Below are 14,517 nucleotides of genomic sequence, written 5' to 3'. Positions count from 1 at the left end.
GCCATGAAGTTCGACACCCCAGCCGGAACCAACCCGATCGATCAGCTCAAGGTAGTCGGCCGCCCTACCGACCGCATCGACGGTCCGCTCAAGACCACCGGCACCGCGCCCTATGCCTATGAGCGGCACGACGTGGTGCAGAACCCCGCCTATGGCTATGTCGTGGGCGCTGCGATCGCCAAGGGCCGGATCGCCTCGATCGACCTTGCCGATGCCAAGGCCGCGCCCGGCGTGCTCGCGATCGTCACCGCCGAGAATGCCGGCACGCTCGGCAAGGGCAATTTCAACACCGCCAAGCTGCTCGGTGGGCCCGAGATCGAGCACTACCACCAGGCGATCGCGGTGGTGGTCGCCGAGACGTTCGAGCAGGCGCGCGCCGCCGCCTCGCTGATCAAGGTCGACTATGCCCGCGGCAAGGGCCGCTTCGACTTGGCGGCGGTGAAGGATTCGGCGCCCCCGCCCCCGCCGAGCGAGTTCGGCGGCAAGCCCGACACCGCGGTCGGCGATTTCGCCGCCGCCTTCGCCGCCGCGCCGGTCAAGCTCGACGCCACCTACACTACGCCCGACCAGTCGCACGCGATGATGGAGCCGCACGCCAGCATCGCGCTGTGGGAAGGCGACAAGCTGACGATCTATACCTCCAACCAGATGATCAACTGGGGCAAGGGCGACGTCGCCAAGACGCTCGGCATCCCCAGGGAGAATGTGCGGCTGGTCTCGCCCTATATCGGCGGCGGGTTCGGCGGGAAGCTGTTCGTCCGCGCCGATGCGGTGCTGGCGGCGCTGGGCGCGAAGGCGGTGCGTCGCCCGGTCAAGGTCGCGCTCACGCGGCCGCTGATGGCCAACAACACCACCCACCGCCCGGCGACGATCCAGCGCATCCGCATCGGCGCGACGCGCGACGGCAAGATCACCGCGATCGGCCATGAGAGTTGGTCGGGCGACCTCCCCGGCGGCGGGCCGGAGACGGCGGTCAACCAGACCCGCCTGCTCTATGCCGGCGCCAACCGCATGACCGCGACGCGCCTCGCCGTGCTCGACCTGCCGGAGGGCAATGCGCTGCGCGCGCCGGGCGAGGCGCCGGGGCTGATGGCGTTGGAGATCGCGATCGACGAGATGGCGGAAAAACTCGGCATGGACCCGATCGAGTTCCGCATCCTCAACGACACCCAGGTCGATCCCGAACAGCCTTCCCGCCGCTTCTCGCAGCGCCGGCTGGTCGAATGCCTCAGGACCGGCGCCGAACGCTTCGGCTGGAACAGGCGTCAAGCGAAGCCCGGCAGCGTGCGCGAAGGGCGCTGGCTGGTCGGCATGGGCGTCGCCGCCGCGTTCCGCAACAACCTGCTCACCAAGTCGGCCGCGCGCGTGCGGCTCGACCGGCAGGGCATGGTGACGGTCGAGACCGACATGACCGACATCGGCACCGGCACCTACACGATCATCGCCCAGACCGCGGCGGAGACGATGGGCGTGCCGCTCGACAAGGTCGTGGTGCGGCTCGGCGACTCCGATTTCCCGGTGTCGTGCGGCTCGGGCGGGCAGTGGGGCGCGAACAACTCGACGTCGGGCGTCTATGCCGCCTGCATGAAGCTGCGCGAGGCGGCGGCGCAGAGGCTCGGCTTCAACGCCACCGACGCGGCGTTCGCCGACAGCCAGGTCCGCTCAGGCAACCGCAGCGTGCCGCTCGGCGACGCCGCGCGGGGCGGGGAAATCGTCGCCGAGGACTTCATCGAGTACGGCGACCTCGACAAGCAATATCAGCAGTCGACCTTCGGCGGCCATTTCGTCGAGGCGGCGGTCGACGCCTATACCGGCGAGATCCGCGTCCGCCGGATGCTCGCGGTGTGCGCTGCCGGGCGCATCCTCAACCCCAAGTCGGCGCGCAGCCAGGTGATCGGCGCGATGGTGATGGGCACCGGCGCCGCGCTGATGGAGGAGCTGGCGATCGACAAGCGCTTCGGCTTCTTCGTCAACCACGACCTGGCCGGCTATGAGGTGCCGGTCCACGCCGACATCCCGCACCAGGAGGTGATCTTCCTCGAGGAAACCGATCCCATCTCGTCGCCGATGAAGGCGAAGGGCGTCGGCGAGCTCGGCATCTGCGGCGTCGGCGCGGCGGTGGCGAACGCGGTCTACAACGCGACGGGCGTGCGCGTACGCGACTATCCGATCACGCTCGACAAGTTCCTGGATCGGCTGCCGGCGGTGGCGTGATCGGAGAATGAGACGACGATCTCATCGTCTTTCCTTACCTCCGGCGAGGGCCAGCCTGACGTTCGTCATTCCCGCGAAGGCGGGAATCCATTCTGGCTGGCATTCGTGAGACTCATTGCCTGCAGCGAGAATGGATTCCCGCCTTCGCGGGAATGACGATCCCTCTGTGAGGACAAATTCTGACTCGCGTTCACAATTTGTTCGGCATGCACTAGACTGGCGCCGTGACCGCGCCGCCGCCCCGGAAGATCATCCATATCGACATGGACGCCTTCTACGCGTCGGTCGAGCAGCGCGACGACCCTGCCCTGCGCGGCCAGCCGGTGGCGGTCGGCTATGCCGTGGCGCGCGGCGTGGTGGCGGCGGCGAGCTACGAGGCGCGGCGGTACGGCGTGCGTTCGGCGATGCCCTCGGTCACCGCGCTACGGCGCTGCCCGGAGCTGGTGTTCGTCAAACCACGCTTCGACGTCTACCGCGCGGTCTCGCGGCAGATCCATGCGATCTTCGCCGACTATACCGACCTCATCCAGCCGCTGTCGCTCGACGAGGCCTATCTCGACGTGACGGAAGACCGCCGCGGCCTCGCCACTGCCTGGGCGACCGCGAAGGAGATCCGCGCGCGCATCCTGGCGGAGACCGGCCTCACCGCCTCCGCCGGCATCTCCTACAACAAGTTCCTAGCCAAGCTCGCCTCGGATCACCGCAAGCCCAACGGCCAGTTCGCGGTGACGCCGGAGATGGGTCCGGCCTGGGTCGAGACGCTGCCGGTGGCGCGCTTCCACGGCGTGGGCCCGGTGACCGCGGCCAAGATGAAGCGGCTCGGCATCGAGACCGGCGCGGACCTGCGCGCCCGGTCCCTCGCGTTCCTGCGCGAGCATTTCGGCAGCGCCGCCGAATGGTATCACGCGATCGCGCGCGGCGAGGACGACCGCCCGGTCGACCCTTCGCGTGAGCGCAAGTCGTCGGGCTCCGAGACCACCTTCGACCGCGACCTCACCGACCCGCCCGAGATCGAGGCCGGCGTGCTGCGCATGGCCGACGACGTCTGGGCCTGGTGCGAGAAGGCGCAGGCATTCGGCCGCACGGTGACGGTGAAGGTCAAGTTCCAGGACTTCCGCATCGTCACGCGCAGCCGCAGCCATACCGTACTGGTCTCGACGCAGGAGCTGTTGCGTCAGGCGAGCCTCGACCTCGTCCGCACGCTGTTCCCGCCCGAGAAGGGCATTCGGCTGGTCGGCGTCACCGTCTCCAACTTCGATGCAGGCAGCACGGATGGCGCGTTGCTGCCGCTGTTCGAGGAGCGCGAAGCGGCAATGATATAAGCCGTCATCCCGGCGAAAGCCGGGATCTCAGGCGATTGCAGTACCGTAAGCCTCACGAGATCCCGGCTTCCGCCGGGATGACGGAGTGTCTCAGTCCGCCCCACCCTCCGCCAGCGTCTGCGCCATCTGCGCGCGCAGCATCTGGGCGACGCTGCGGAACACCATTTCCGCCGAGACGCGCGTCTCCTCGTACAGCATCTCGTCGGCGGCGAAGCCGAGCTCGATGCCGAGCCGCAGCCGCTGCCACAGCGCGTCGCGGTCGATATCGGGCAGGTGCCGGACATAGGCCTCGGTCAGCTTGTCGGTGACGTAGCGGTGCGATTCGAGCCGGACGTGCACCAGCCGCGGCGTCGCGTGGAGCGCGCGCAGGATCCACACCGCGCCCGGCTCGTCGCGGGTGACCGCGGCATTCTCCTCCATCAGCTCCTCGACATGCTCGCTCATCGCTTCGATGCCGCCGTCGACGTGGCGCGCGATCCACGCCTCCAGCACCGCGTTCTGCCGGTCCATCAGCCGCCGCCCGAGCGCCTCCAGCACGGCATATTTGTCGGGGAAATAACGATAGAGCGCCGGCGGCGTGAGCCCGGCGCGGGCGCAGATCATGTTGGTCGAGATGCGCTCGATCCCGACCTCCGCCAGCAACTCCCCGGCGACGTCGAGCAGCAGCTCATAGGTCTGCTGCGCCCGCTCCTGCTTGGGGCGGGATCGCTTGGAAGGCTTTGGAACTCCAGCCACTTCAACTCTCTTGTACGGGAACGCTCGCTCGGCCGGCGCCGATCAGCGCCGCCACGCCCATAGCCGCGCAGGCCCCACCGAACCAGAGCACCGGCGACACGTCGGCATCGCTCACCAGCAGCGCGGCGAGGAACGGGCCGAGGCTGGAGCCGGTGAGCTGCGCGCCGCCGATCAGCATCGCTGCGCGCCGGCTGGGATCGGCGGCGATCACGATCGGGATCTGGAAGGGCATCACGAACAGCCACAGGAAACCGAACGCCGCCACCGCCGCGACGAACGCCGCGTCCGACGGCGGCGCGCCGATCAGCCCGATCAGCCCGAGATTGACGGCGCCGACGAGAATGAGGGTGAGCCGCGCCGGCACGCGTCCGGCCAAAAGGGTCGCGGCGGCGGCGCCCAGGACCTGCATAGCGAGCGCGAGCGGGGGCGCCATGGCGATCGCGCCCGGACCGACCTGCCGCTGGCGGGCGAGCGGCTCGATATAGACCCAGATCGCGACGATGAAGGCGAGGTAGAGCAGCACTCCGCCGAGCGCGACGAGGCCGCGCGGCGGCGGGCGGCCGCCGACAGCTTCATCGTGCGCGGCATAGGCGCGCGGCAGCCAAGGCAGGGCGAGGAGGCCGGCGATCGTGACCGCGCCGAGCAGCGTGAAGCCGCGCCCGGCGCTCGCGCCGACCAGGCCGATCAGCGTCGCGAGCGCGAACTGGGCGAGTGTCTGGACCGCGAGATAGATGCCCGCCCACCGCTCCGGCCGGCGGCTGCGCACGATGAAGCCGATCGCGATCCAGACCAGCACGCCTTCCGCCAGCCCCGCCGCGATCCGCGCAGGGAAGATCGCGCCGGTTCCCAGCATCGGCGTCATGAGGTCGAGCGCTCCGGTCACTATCAGCGCCACGCCGGCGATCTCGCGCAGCCTGGCCGACGGCAGCACGAACCCCGCTCCCCCCGCGGCCAGACCCATCGCCAGCAGCTCGACAGTGGCAAGCACGCCGAGCGCGGTGGCACCGAGCACCCCCTCGGCTTCGAGAGCGCCGAGCAGCTGCGGCTGCAGCCCGGGGATCAACACGCCGATCACCCCGACGGCGAGAATCGCGACGATGCGGTCCGGCGACAGGCGGGCGCCGGCCTCGCTCACCGGGCGCGGCCTCGCGCGCTCACCGGCCAGAGGGCGACCAGCGTGTCGCCCTTCACGACATGGTAGAAATCATAGAGGTTCACCGTCGGGTCGCAGTGCGGCACGGTCAGGCTCACCGCGTCGCCGGGGCGCAGCCTCGCGGCGATATCGGGGCCGATCAGCGCGGCGTGCTCGTCGCCCATGAACATGAACATCGTCTCGGCCGGCGCGCCGCGCTGGACCACCGCCACGCCGCCGTCGGTCGACAGCGACTTGTAGCCCGAATCGATCGTCACCAGTGCCGGATGGTTGGCGCTGACCACACGCGCATCGACCGCGAGCGAGGTCTCGAACGGGGGCTCGGGCGCATCGGCGAGGTCGCAGTCGAGATACTGTTTGTCCATGAACACGTAGGAGCCCGCCTGCAACTCGGTGAACACGCCGAGCTCCAGGTCGATGCGGTGCGTGCCGGTGCCCGATCCGGTGACGATGCCGGGCGCGAAGCCGGCTTCGGTCAGGGCGCCGATCACCTGCTTCAGATAATCCGTGCGCTCGACGATCGCCGCGTGGCGCTCGGCATAGCTCTCGATATGCTGCTGCGAGCCGCAGTAGAACTGGACGCCGCGGTAGGCGAGGTTGGGCAGACCGGCGATCGCCCGCGCCAGCACCACCGCATCCTCCGCCGAGGGGACGCCGGTGCGGCGGATGCCCGGATCGATGTCGACGATCACGTCGAGCCGCGTCCCGGTGGCGGCGAGCGCATGGTCGATGCGCGCGGCGACGTCGGGATGGTCGACCACCGCCATCAGCCCCTCGGCTCGCCCAGCCAGCGCCGCCAGCCGCTCGATCGCCCCTGGGGCGGTCACCGGCGAGGTGATCAGGATGCCGGCGATCCCCGAGTCCGCCATCACCTCCGCCTCGCCGATCTTGGCGCAGCAGAGGCCCAGCGCGCCCGCGGCGATCTGCCGCCGGCCGATGTCGACGCTCTTGTGGGTTTTGGCGTGCGGACGCAGGCCCACGCCATGCTCCGCCGCCAGCGCCGCCATCCTTGCGATATTGCGGTCGAGCGCCTCGACGTCGAGCACCAGCACCGGCGTGTTGAGCGCGGCGCGCGATCCCTGGCGGCCGATCAGATGGGTGTGCAGCTCGCGGTCGTCCATCAGGAAAACAACGCCTCCAGATGCGGGTTGAGGAACTTGGCCGCCGGATCGGCGGCACGGCGCACCTCGCGATAGCGCTCGGCCATCGGATAGAGCGCATCGACGTCGGCGCGGGTCAAGCGATGGCGCTTAGCCCAGTGCGGCCGCCCGCCGTTGGCGCGGAAGATCGCCTCGGCATCGGCGAACAGCGCCTGCCACGGCATCCGGGCATATTGATGCATCGAGATGGCTGCGACCGGTCCCGCGTTCATCGGGCTCATCCAGATGTCGTCGCCCGCGACCACGCGGAACTCGAACGGGAAGGTCACCGGCAGCCGCTTGCGCCGGATCCAGCGCACCACCTCGCCCAGCGTGTCGAGGCCGACCGCGCGCGGCATCTCATATTCCATCTCCTCGAACCGGATCGTGCGGTCGGACGGGAAGATGGTGTGCGCCGGGCCGCGCCGCCGGTTCGTGAACCGCGTCCGCATCATGCCGCGCTGGAGCAGCGGCGTCAGGAACGGCGCGCGCCGGGCGATCTCCAGCACACGGCGGAAGGCGGTCTCCTCCATGTCGGTGGTGGAGCGCGGCGGATCGCACGGGTCGGTCGGCTCCAGCGTCTTCAGGATCACGCTGTCGGCGTGGGGGAAGAACCAGAATTCGACGTGGCGATGCTGCTCGACCAAAGTGTCGAAGGTCTCGCGCACCTCGTCCCAGCGCCGCTTCTCGATCCGCTCGGCGAGGTGATAGGCGGGGACCACCGCCGCCTCGATTTCGGTCGCGATGCCGAACATGCCGAGCGACAGCCGCTGCGCCTGGAAGAGATCGGGATTCGCGGCTGCGTCGCACCACCGCGCCTCGCCGTCGGGACCGACTAGGCGGAACCCGCGCGCGAAGGTCGCCAGCGAGCCGAGGTCGCGCCCGGTGCCGTGCGTGCCGGTCGCCATCGCCCCGGCGAGCGACTGCGGGTTGACGTCGCCCTGGTTGGCGAGCGCCAGCCCCTCCTCCCACAGCGCCGCGGTCAGCCGGCGGATGCTCCAGCCGGCGGGGATGCGCGCGGTGCGGCGGTCGGCGGCGACGGTCAGCTCGCCGGCGATGTCCTCCAGGCTGACGATCAGCTCGCCGGACTCGCACAGCGGCATGAAGCTGTGCCCCGCCCCGGTCGCCCGCACCTTGCCCGCGCGCCGGATCGCGGCGGACAGCTCCGCCTCGTCCCTGGGGCGCAACACGGGTGCGGACGCGATGACGCTGCCGGACCAGTTGGACCAGCTCATCGCGCCGCGGTCTCGGTGCCGTCGTCCTGGACGCAGGCGCCCTTCAGCGTGCGGATGTATTGGATGACCAGCGCCACGCCCTCGTCGTGGGTGATGTCGCGGCCAAGCTCGGGCATCATCACGCCGGGATCGTCGCTGGCGAGGCGATAGGCGAGGATCGAATGGTCGGGATCGCCCGGCACCACGTCGAACGGCCGGTCGCCGGTGCCGCGCCCGGCGGCGACGGGCGGCTTGCACACGCCGAGCAGGCGCGGGTCGTGGGTAGCTGCGTCGAGCCACAGGCCCGAGGTGCGCGCCGCACCGTCGCGATTGTGGCAATGGCTGCAGTTGATATCGAGATAGGCGCGCGCACGGGCGATGGTATCGGTGCGGACATCCTCCCAGTTGGCGTTGCGCGGGACACCGCTCGCCGGCACGCCGGTGAGGTAGCCGGCCTTGACGAGGCGCGCGAGCTGGTTGATCTCGCCCCCTGCCCCCGGAAACTCGCGATTGAGGTGCCGCGCCTTGAGCCCGATCGGCTCGACCGCGCGGGTATGGAAATCCTGGACGTGACAGCCCGAGCACTGGTTCTGGTTGGGCACCGCATAGTCGAACGCCACCCTGCGCCCGCCGCCCTCGTCGAGCGTCAGCGCGACGTCGGCGCCGGTCCGCTCCAAGGTCGCGTCGCGCCCGTCCTTGTCCCAGACATAGGGCAGCGCCACCCAGCCCGAGGCGCGGCGGATCAGCAGCCGCGTCTCGATCAGCCGGACATGCTTGAGGTCGAGCCCGTCGACGCCGCTCTGGTAGGTCGCCGGCGTCATCTTCACCACCGTCGCGCTGGTCTGCGGGTCGTCGGCATCGGCGGGCGTCGTATAGTAGAAGGTCTTGGTGACGATCGTCCCCACCGGGAAGTCGAACGCCCCCTCCGGCCGATAGCTCGCATGGACGCCCTTCGGCATCCACACCGTCCGCCACTTCTGCGCATAATCGCTGAACAGCGGGGTGTTGAGCTCGTAGGTGATCATGCCCTCGTGCGGCACGATCCGCCCGTCGGCGACGGTGAACAGCCCCCAGGCGGAGAGCTTCGCGGGATTCTCGTCGGGATGGAAGGTCACGGAGCGCGGCGCCTGGCCGCACCCTGCGACGAACAAAGCCGCGGCCAGCGCCGCGAGCAGACGCACGATCATGATGCCTTGCCGCTGTCCTTCGCCATTGCCGCCGGCAGGGTGACGGCCGGGAGCCGCGTCGCCGGCGCGCAGTTGCGCTGGGTGTCGATCCGCGCCTTGGCGTATTTCGACGGCCCGTCGGCGTTGAGCACCTTCGCCGCGCCGTTCTGCACGCAGATCTGGGGGTCGGCGACCTTGGGGTTGGTGAAGCCGTCCCACAGCACGTCCGTGATCCGTCCGCCGCCCAGTGCCGCCAGCGGCGCGAGTTGCGGTGAGCCCGGCTTGTCGCCGCCACCGGAGAAGCGGTTGCCGGTGACGTAGATCCGCTCCGGAAACGGATCATAGGCCTTGGCGATGCCGCCCTTGGTGTCGAAGCCGGTCGAATAATAGCTCGAGATGATGACGTTGGCGGTACCGTTGTCCTTGATGTCGTTGTCGAAGATCTCGACCTCGTCGTTCGAGTTGACGATCACCCCCGACCCGGCCGGCACCGAGCTGACCGCGCTGCCCTTGGCGCCGAAATTGGCGTGGTTGTTGGCAACGACCTGGTTCTTGAACACGCGGGTCTTGCTGCCCGGCACCGGCAGGTTGGGCATGTTGAAGACCAGGATGCCGCCGGTGTTGCCGGTCGCGGTGTTGCCGTAGACGTCGGCGTTGCTCGAATTCTCGATCTCGATGCCGGCGACATTGCCCTCGGCGCGGCTGTCGCGGACGATGATGTTGTTCGACTGGCCGACGTAGATGCCGGCGTCCGACGCGCCCTTCACCACGACGCCTTCGACAAGCACGTTGGTCACCTGGACGGGATAGAGGCCGTAGGCGCCGTTCCCGGCATTGGGCCCGCGCGTCCATTCGGCGCGGACGCGGCGCATCACGGCGTTCTTGGTACCGTTGATCTTGAGCGCGTCGCCCTTGGTGTCCTCCAGCGCCAGATCCTCCAGCGTGAAGTCGTCGCCGGTGACCAGCAATCCCTCGGCGCCAGAGGTCGCGCGCGCGAAGGACAGGATGGTCTTGTCCATCCCCTTGCCGCGCAAGGTCACGCCGTTGGCGGTGAGGCTGAGGCTGCGGCTCAGCGCATATTTGCCGGCGGGCAGGTCGATCACCGTGCCCGGCTTGGCGTCGAGCAGCCTGGCCTGGAGGTTCTTCTCGAAGTCGGGATCGATCGTGAAGCCCTCGGCATCCGTCTTCGGTCCGCCGCAGCCGGCGAGCGCCAGCGCCGCCGCGCATCCCAGCAATCCCATCCGCCTCGTCATCATTGCCTCTCCCGTTGTCGTCAGAATCGCAGCCCCAGCTCGACACCGTAGAAGCCCGGCCGGTCGCGCCGGACATAGGGGGTGAAGAAGGTGTCGGCGGTGATCGTGTTGAGCGTGCGCAGATATTTCTCGTTGAGCAGGTTCTCGGCGTAGAAGGCGACCGAATAGTGGTTGTCGGGGCTGCGCCAGCCGATCCGCGCGTTGATGATGTTGCGCGGGCTGCGCAGCCGGTCGAGCATGGACAGGTCGACCCCGGCGCCGTCAGGATCGGCGATCGCGGCGTCGATCGCGCGCGACGCGTCGTTCATCCGCTGGCGCGACGTGTAGCTGTAGCTCGCGTCGCCGAAGATCGTCCCACCCTCCGTCTCGCGCGAATAATGGAGGCCGAGGATGCCGCGGAACACCGGCTCGCCGGTCGGCTGGCCGCCGATGTCGATGTCCTGCTCGACCCGCTTCACCCATTTGGAATCGATCAGGCCGGCGGTGGCGGTGACGTTGAAGTCGCGCGTGACCACGAACTGGGTGTCGAGGTCGAGGCCATAGGCCCGCGAGTCGCCCGATCGGGTGATATATTGCGGGATGCCGCCGCCGACGCTCTCCAGGCTGATCGACTGGCGGTTGCGGTACTTGAAATAATAGCCGGAGAGGTTGAGCCGCACCCGGCGGTCGAACAGCTCCGATTTCACCCCGCCCTCGAAGTTCCACACCTTCTCCGGCGCGAAGAAGGAGTTGATCTGGACCGAGTTGAACCCGCCCGCCTTGTACCCGCGCGAGGCCGAGGCGTAGAGATGGACGTCGTCGCTCGCGTCATATTGCACGACGAAGCGCGGCGAGACGTCGTTGAACTTGGCGCGCCTCGTGAACTGCACGCCTTCGAGCGCGCCGCTGTTGAAGACGAGCCCTTCGGGACCAACCGACGCGCGGAAGAAGTCGGAGGCGCTGATCAGAGCATCATCGGGGAAGAGCGGCGCTCCGAGGATCGCATTGTAGAGCGCCCCCGGCGCGACCGCCGCATCGAGCCCCGGCGACGAGAAGCCGCCATTGAACCAGCTGAATCGCTTGATGTCGCGCGTGTAGCGGATACCGGCCGTCAGACTCAGCCGTGGTGTCACCTTGAACGTCGCGTCGGCAAAAGCGGCAAGCGAATCATTCGCAGCCCGGTTGCTCATCACCTCCTGGAAGGTGTTGCCGAACACCGGCAGCCCGAAGCTGTCGAGGATGGTGAAAATCGGGAATACATGGTTCGTTGCTTCATCGACCAGGCGATTCACCGAGTCGCTGAGCGCGGTGACGATGCTCTGCTGCCGACCGCGCTCGTGGAAATAGCTGCCGCCGGCGACGATGTTCCAGCGGTCGTTCTCGAAGTTGAGCCGCAGCTCCTGATAGATGCTGGAGTTCTTCTCGACATTCTCGGTATCGAGGTAGCGGGTGGGATCGCCGGTGCCGTCCTCGTCCTCGCGGTTGTGCGTCTCGAAATGCTTGAACGAGCTGAGGCTGGTCAGCGTGAGGTCGCCGATCCGATGCGTCGCGGTCAGCGACACGGCATTGAGGATGCGCGTCTCCCGGTTGCCGATCACGTCGTTGGTGAAGCGCCCGAACGGATCCTTGCTGAGCGCCCACTGGCTGATGCCCACCGCGGCCGGGCCGTCCTTGTCGGTGTCGTCATGGTCGTAGGCGAGGATGATGTCGGTGTTCGCGCCCGGCTGCCAGCGCAGCGCCGCGCGGGCCGAGGTATTGTGCTCGCGCTCGCGGTCCTCGCCCGTGATCGCGTCCTTGAGATAGCCGTTGCGCCGGTTGAACACGCCGTTCACGCGCAAGGCGAGGTTGCCGGTGATCGGCAGGTTGCCGGTCACGTCGGCGCGGACCTTGCCGTAGTTGCCGACCTGCAGCGTGCCGTTCGCCTCCAGCCGGTCGGAGGGCTTGTTGGTGACGATCGAGATCGCGCCGCCCGAGGTGTTGCGGCCGAACAGCGTGCCCTGCGGCCCTTTGAGCACCTCGACGCGGTTGATGTCGTTGAAGAAGATCAGCGATGACCCCGAGCGCCCCGAATAGATGCCGTCGACGAAGATGCCGACCGACGGATCGGTGCCGATGCCGAAATCGTCGGTGGCGACGCCGCGGATGGTGAACGACGGCTGCGTCACCGAGGTGTCGTTGATCGTCAGGCCCGGCGTGAAGGTGTCGAGATCGCCGATCGATTCGGCGCTGAGCGCGGCGATGCCGGCCGAGCTGAACGCGGTGACGCTGATCGGCACCTCCTGCAGCGACTGCTCGCGCCGCTGCGCGGTGACGATGATGTCGTCGAGATGCTCGCCGCGGTCCGCCTGCGGCGGCGCTTCCGCCTGACCAGGCGCCGTCTGCGCCTCTGCGGGCAGCGACCACGTCATCGCCGCACCCATCAACAGACCAAGCCCGTACCGTCCCCTCATCGTCGGCCCTCCCTGGTGTCTGTATTTTTTGGGAGAATGAATGCCTTCGGAATAGAATAGTCAAGACTATAATTTGTACCCGACGCCCGGAAATGACAAAGCGCCGGAGAAGGACCGCAGAGCGGCGCTTCTCCGGCGCTTGGACATAGGACCCGTGGCAACCGATACCGGTGACGGTTATCGGCGCCGTCTGGTGGATGCGATCAGATCGTCCCCGCCTTGAACTGCTTGACCGCATAGTCCGCTGCGCGCGCGGTCAAGGCCATGAAGGTGAGCGACGGATTGACGCACGACACCGACGCCATCTGCGCGCCGTCGGTGACGAACAGGTTCGCCGCGTCATGCGCCTGGCTCCACTTGTTGAGCACCGACTGGCGGGGATCGGCGCCCATGCGCGCGCCGCCCATCTCGTGGATGGCATCGCCCGGCACATGCTCACCGCGGTTGCTGGTGACGTTGGTCAGCCCGGCCGCCTTCAGCATCTTCTCGCCCTCAGTCCGCGCGTCGCTCATCATCTTGAGCTCATTGTCGCGGAAGGTGACGTCGAATCGCATCAGCGGGATGCCGAAGCGGTCGACCTTGTCGGGATGCAGCGACACATGGTTGTCCTCATAGGGCAGGCACTCGCCGAACGCGCCCATGCCGAACCGCCACGGCCCGTACTTGCGCATCCCATGCTTCATCGACGCGCCGAAGCCATCCGGCCCCGCCGGGTCGCGGAATGCCGAGCCCTGATAGCCGTAGCCGCGCTTGAAGCCGACGCCTTCCTCGCCGCCGACGTTGCGGAAGCGCGGGATATAGACCCCGCCCGGGCGCCGGCCGAACTCGATATACTCGGTCATGCCCGGGATCTCGCCCGAGATGCCGACGCGGAAGATGTGGTCCATCACATAACGGCCGAGCGTGCCGCTGGTGTCGAAGTAGCTGCGGCCGCTGCCCTCGGGCCGCGAGTTCAGCAGGATCTGGTTCGACGCCATCGCCGAGGCGCACAGGAAGACCAGTCGCGCCGGAATGACCTCCGCCTGCTTGGTCTTCGTATCGACGACGCGCACGCCGGTGACCCGCTTGCGCGCGGGATCATAGACGAGATTGCTGACCACCGCGTCGGAGCGCAGCGTCAGCCGCCCGGTCGCGCGCGCGGCCGGCAGCGTCACCGCCTGGGTCGAGAAATAGGCGCCGAACGAGCAGCCGCGACCGCACTGGTTGCGGAACTGGCACTTGGAGCGGCCCTGATCGGGCTTGTCCTCGGTCATGTTGGAGAGGCGCGTGTTGATGAGCTTGCGCCCCGGCATGGCCGCCTCGAGCCGCTCCTTCACCCATTTCTCGGCGATGTTCATCTGCATCGGCGGCTGGAACTCGCTGTCGGGCAGCTGCGGCAGGTTCTCGCGCGACCCCGACACGCCGATGTACTTCTCGACATAGCTGTACCAGGGCGCGATGTCCTCGTAGCGGATCGGCCAGTCGATCCCGACGTTCTCGCGCTTGTTCGCCTCGAAATCCTCGGGGCTCCAGCGGAACGACCAGCGTCCCCAGATCAGCGACTTGCCGCCGACCGCGCCGGGGCGGATCCAGTAGAATTTGGAACCCTCGCCATAGGCATAGGGATTGAGCCGGTCGTTGTTGTAGAACTTCATGCTGCCCGGCGAGACATAGCCGTGCTTGGCGATGAAATAATCGCTCTCGGTCAGCCGCGCGGGCATGATGTTGCGGGCGGGCACCTCATACGCCGGCTTGCCGTCGTAATCATAGTTCTCGCCATGCTCGACCATCACGCCGCGGTCGAGCATAAGCACGCGCAGCCCCTTCTCGGTCAGTTCCTTGGCTGCCCAGCCACCGCTCACTCCCGAGCCGATGACGATCGCGTCGAATTGGTCCGTCGCTGCCATGTGATA

At 68.1% G+C, this 14,517-nt stretch carries 10 protein-coding genes; 2 read left to right on the top strand and 8 right to left on the bottom strand.

Annotated features, from left to right (window positions below; genetic code table 11):
- Window positions 1-3: 3 nt before the first annotated feature.
- A complete protein-coding gene (gene paoC, locus LZK98_RS07400; RefSeq protein ID WP_233785755.1) occupies window positions 4-2,214 on the top strand; it encodes an aldehyde oxidoreductase molybdenum-binding subunit PaoC in 2,211 nt (736 codons plus the stop codon).
- A 263-nt stretch (window positions 2,215-2,477) separates the two neighbouring features.
- On the top strand, window positions 2,478-3,536 hold the full coding sequence (dinB, locus tag LZK98_RS07395; protein WP_406694176.1) for a DNA polymerase IV: 1,059 nt from the start codon (window positions 2,478-2,480) through the stop codon (window positions 3,534-3,536).
- Between the two features lie 90 nt (window positions 3,537-3,626).
- On the opposite strand, the gene LZK98_RS07390 is transcribed toward dinB, so the two are convergent.
- From LZK98_RS07390 to LZK98_RS07355, 8 genes are all read right to left on the bottom strand, one after another.
- Window positions 3,627-4,271 (bottom strand): TetR/AcrR family transcriptional regulator, encoded by a 645-nt coding sequence (locus LZK98_RS07390; protein ID WP_233785753.1) that lies wholly within the window; start codon window positions 4,269-4,271, stop codon window positions 3,627-3,629.
- Window position 4,272: 1 nt separating this feature from the next.
- Entirely contained in the window at window positions 4,273-5,406 is a 1,134-nt protein-coding gene (locus LZK98_RS07385) for a hypothetical protein (RefSeq protein WP_233785752.1), read from the bottom strand.
- Window positions 5,403-6,545, bottom strand: coding sequence for a DSD1 family PLP-dependent enzyme (locus LZK98_RS07380; RefSeq protein WP_233785751.1), 1,143 nt, complete (start codon window positions 6,543-6,545; stop codon window positions 5,403-5,405). The genes LZK98_RS07385 and LZK98_RS07380 overlap by 4 nt, the downstream gene beginning before the upstream one ends.
- Window positions 6,545-7,798 (bottom strand): D-arabinono-1,4-lactone oxidase, encoded by a 1,254-nt coding sequence (locus LZK98_RS07375; protein ID WP_233785750.1) that lies wholly within the window; start codon window positions 7,796-7,798, stop codon window positions 6,545-6,547. The genes LZK98_RS07380 and LZK98_RS07375 overlap by 1 nt, the downstream gene beginning before the upstream one ends.
- Window positions 7,795-8,964, bottom strand: a complete 1,170-nt coding sequence (locus tag LZK98_RS07370) for an SO2930 family diheme c-type cytochrome (protein WP_233785749.1) — start codon at window positions 8,962-8,964, stop codon at window positions 7,795-7,797. Before LZK98_RS07370 ends, LZK98_RS07375 begins: the two co-directional genes overlap by 4 nt.
- On the bottom strand, window positions 8,961-10,196 hold the full coding sequence (locus LZK98_RS07365) for a parallel beta-helix domain-containing protein (protein WP_233785748.1): 1,236 nt from the start codon (window positions 10,194-10,196) through the stop codon (window positions 8,961-8,963). Before LZK98_RS07365 ends, LZK98_RS07370 begins: the two co-directional genes overlap by 4 nt.
- A gap of 20 nt (window positions 10,197-10,216) precedes the next feature.
- Window positions 10,217-12,625 (bottom strand): TonB-dependent receptor, encoded by a 2,409-nt coding sequence (locus LZK98_RS07360; protein WP_233785747.1) that lies wholly within the window; start codon window positions 12,623-12,625, stop codon window positions 10,217-10,219.
- Window positions 12,626-12,828: 203 nt separating this feature from the next.
- The gene (locus LZK98_RS07355; RefSeq protein WP_233785746.1) at window positions 12,829-14,511 is read right to left on the bottom strand and encodes a GMC oxidoreductase; all 1,683 of its coding nucleotides are present in this window, start codon (window positions 14,509-14,511) and stop codon (window positions 12,829-12,831) included.
- Window positions 14,512-14,517: the final 6 nt, after the last annotated feature.

Origin of the sequence: Sphingomonas cannabina, from assembly GCF_021391395.1 — a bacterium.
GTDB classification, from domain to species: domain Bacteria; phylum Pseudomonadota; class Alphaproteobacteria; order Sphingomonadales; family Sphingomonadaceae; genus Sphingomonas; species Sphingomonas cannabina.
The sequence above is the reverse complement of the archived record's forward strand: the minus strand, read 5'-3'. Positions and strand labels throughout refer to the sequence as shown.

What these genes read in the sequence shown, in the direction of transcription:
- paoC (WP_233785755.1), top strand. Translation starts at nt 4, where the DNA reads ATGAAGTTCGACACCCCAGCCGGAACCAACCCGATCGATCAGCTCAAG.
- dinB (WP_406694176.1), top strand. Translation starts at nt 2,478, where the DNA reads ATGGACGCCTTCTACGCGTCGGTCGAGCAGCGCGACGACCCTGCCCTG.
- LZK98_RS07380 (WP_233785751.1), bottom strand. Translation starts at nt 6,545, where the DNA reads ATGGACGACCGCGAGCTGCACACCCATCTGATCGGCCGCCAGGGATCG.
- LZK98_RS07375 (WP_233785750.1), bottom strand. Translation starts at nt 7,798, where the DNA reads ATGAGCTGGTCCAACTGGTCCGGCAGCGTCATCGCGTCCGCACCCGTG.
- LZK98_RS07370 (WP_233785749.1), bottom strand. Translation starts at nt 8,964, where the DNA reads ATGATCGTGCGTCTGCTCGCGGCGCTGGCCGCGGCTTTGTTCGTCGCA.
- LZK98_RS07365 (WP_233785748.1), bottom strand. Translation starts at nt 10,196, where the DNA reads ATGACGAGGCGGATGGGATTGCTGGGATGCGCGGCGGCGCTGGCGCTC.
- LZK98_RS07360 (WP_233785747.1), bottom strand. Translation starts at nt 12,625, where the DNA reads ATGAGGGGACGGTACGGGCTTGGTCTGTTGATGGGTGCGGCGATGACG.
- LZK98_RS07355 (WP_233785746.1), bottom strand. Translation starts at nt 14,511, where the DNA reads ATGGCAGCGACGGACCAATTCGACGCGATCGTCATCGGCTCGGGAGTG.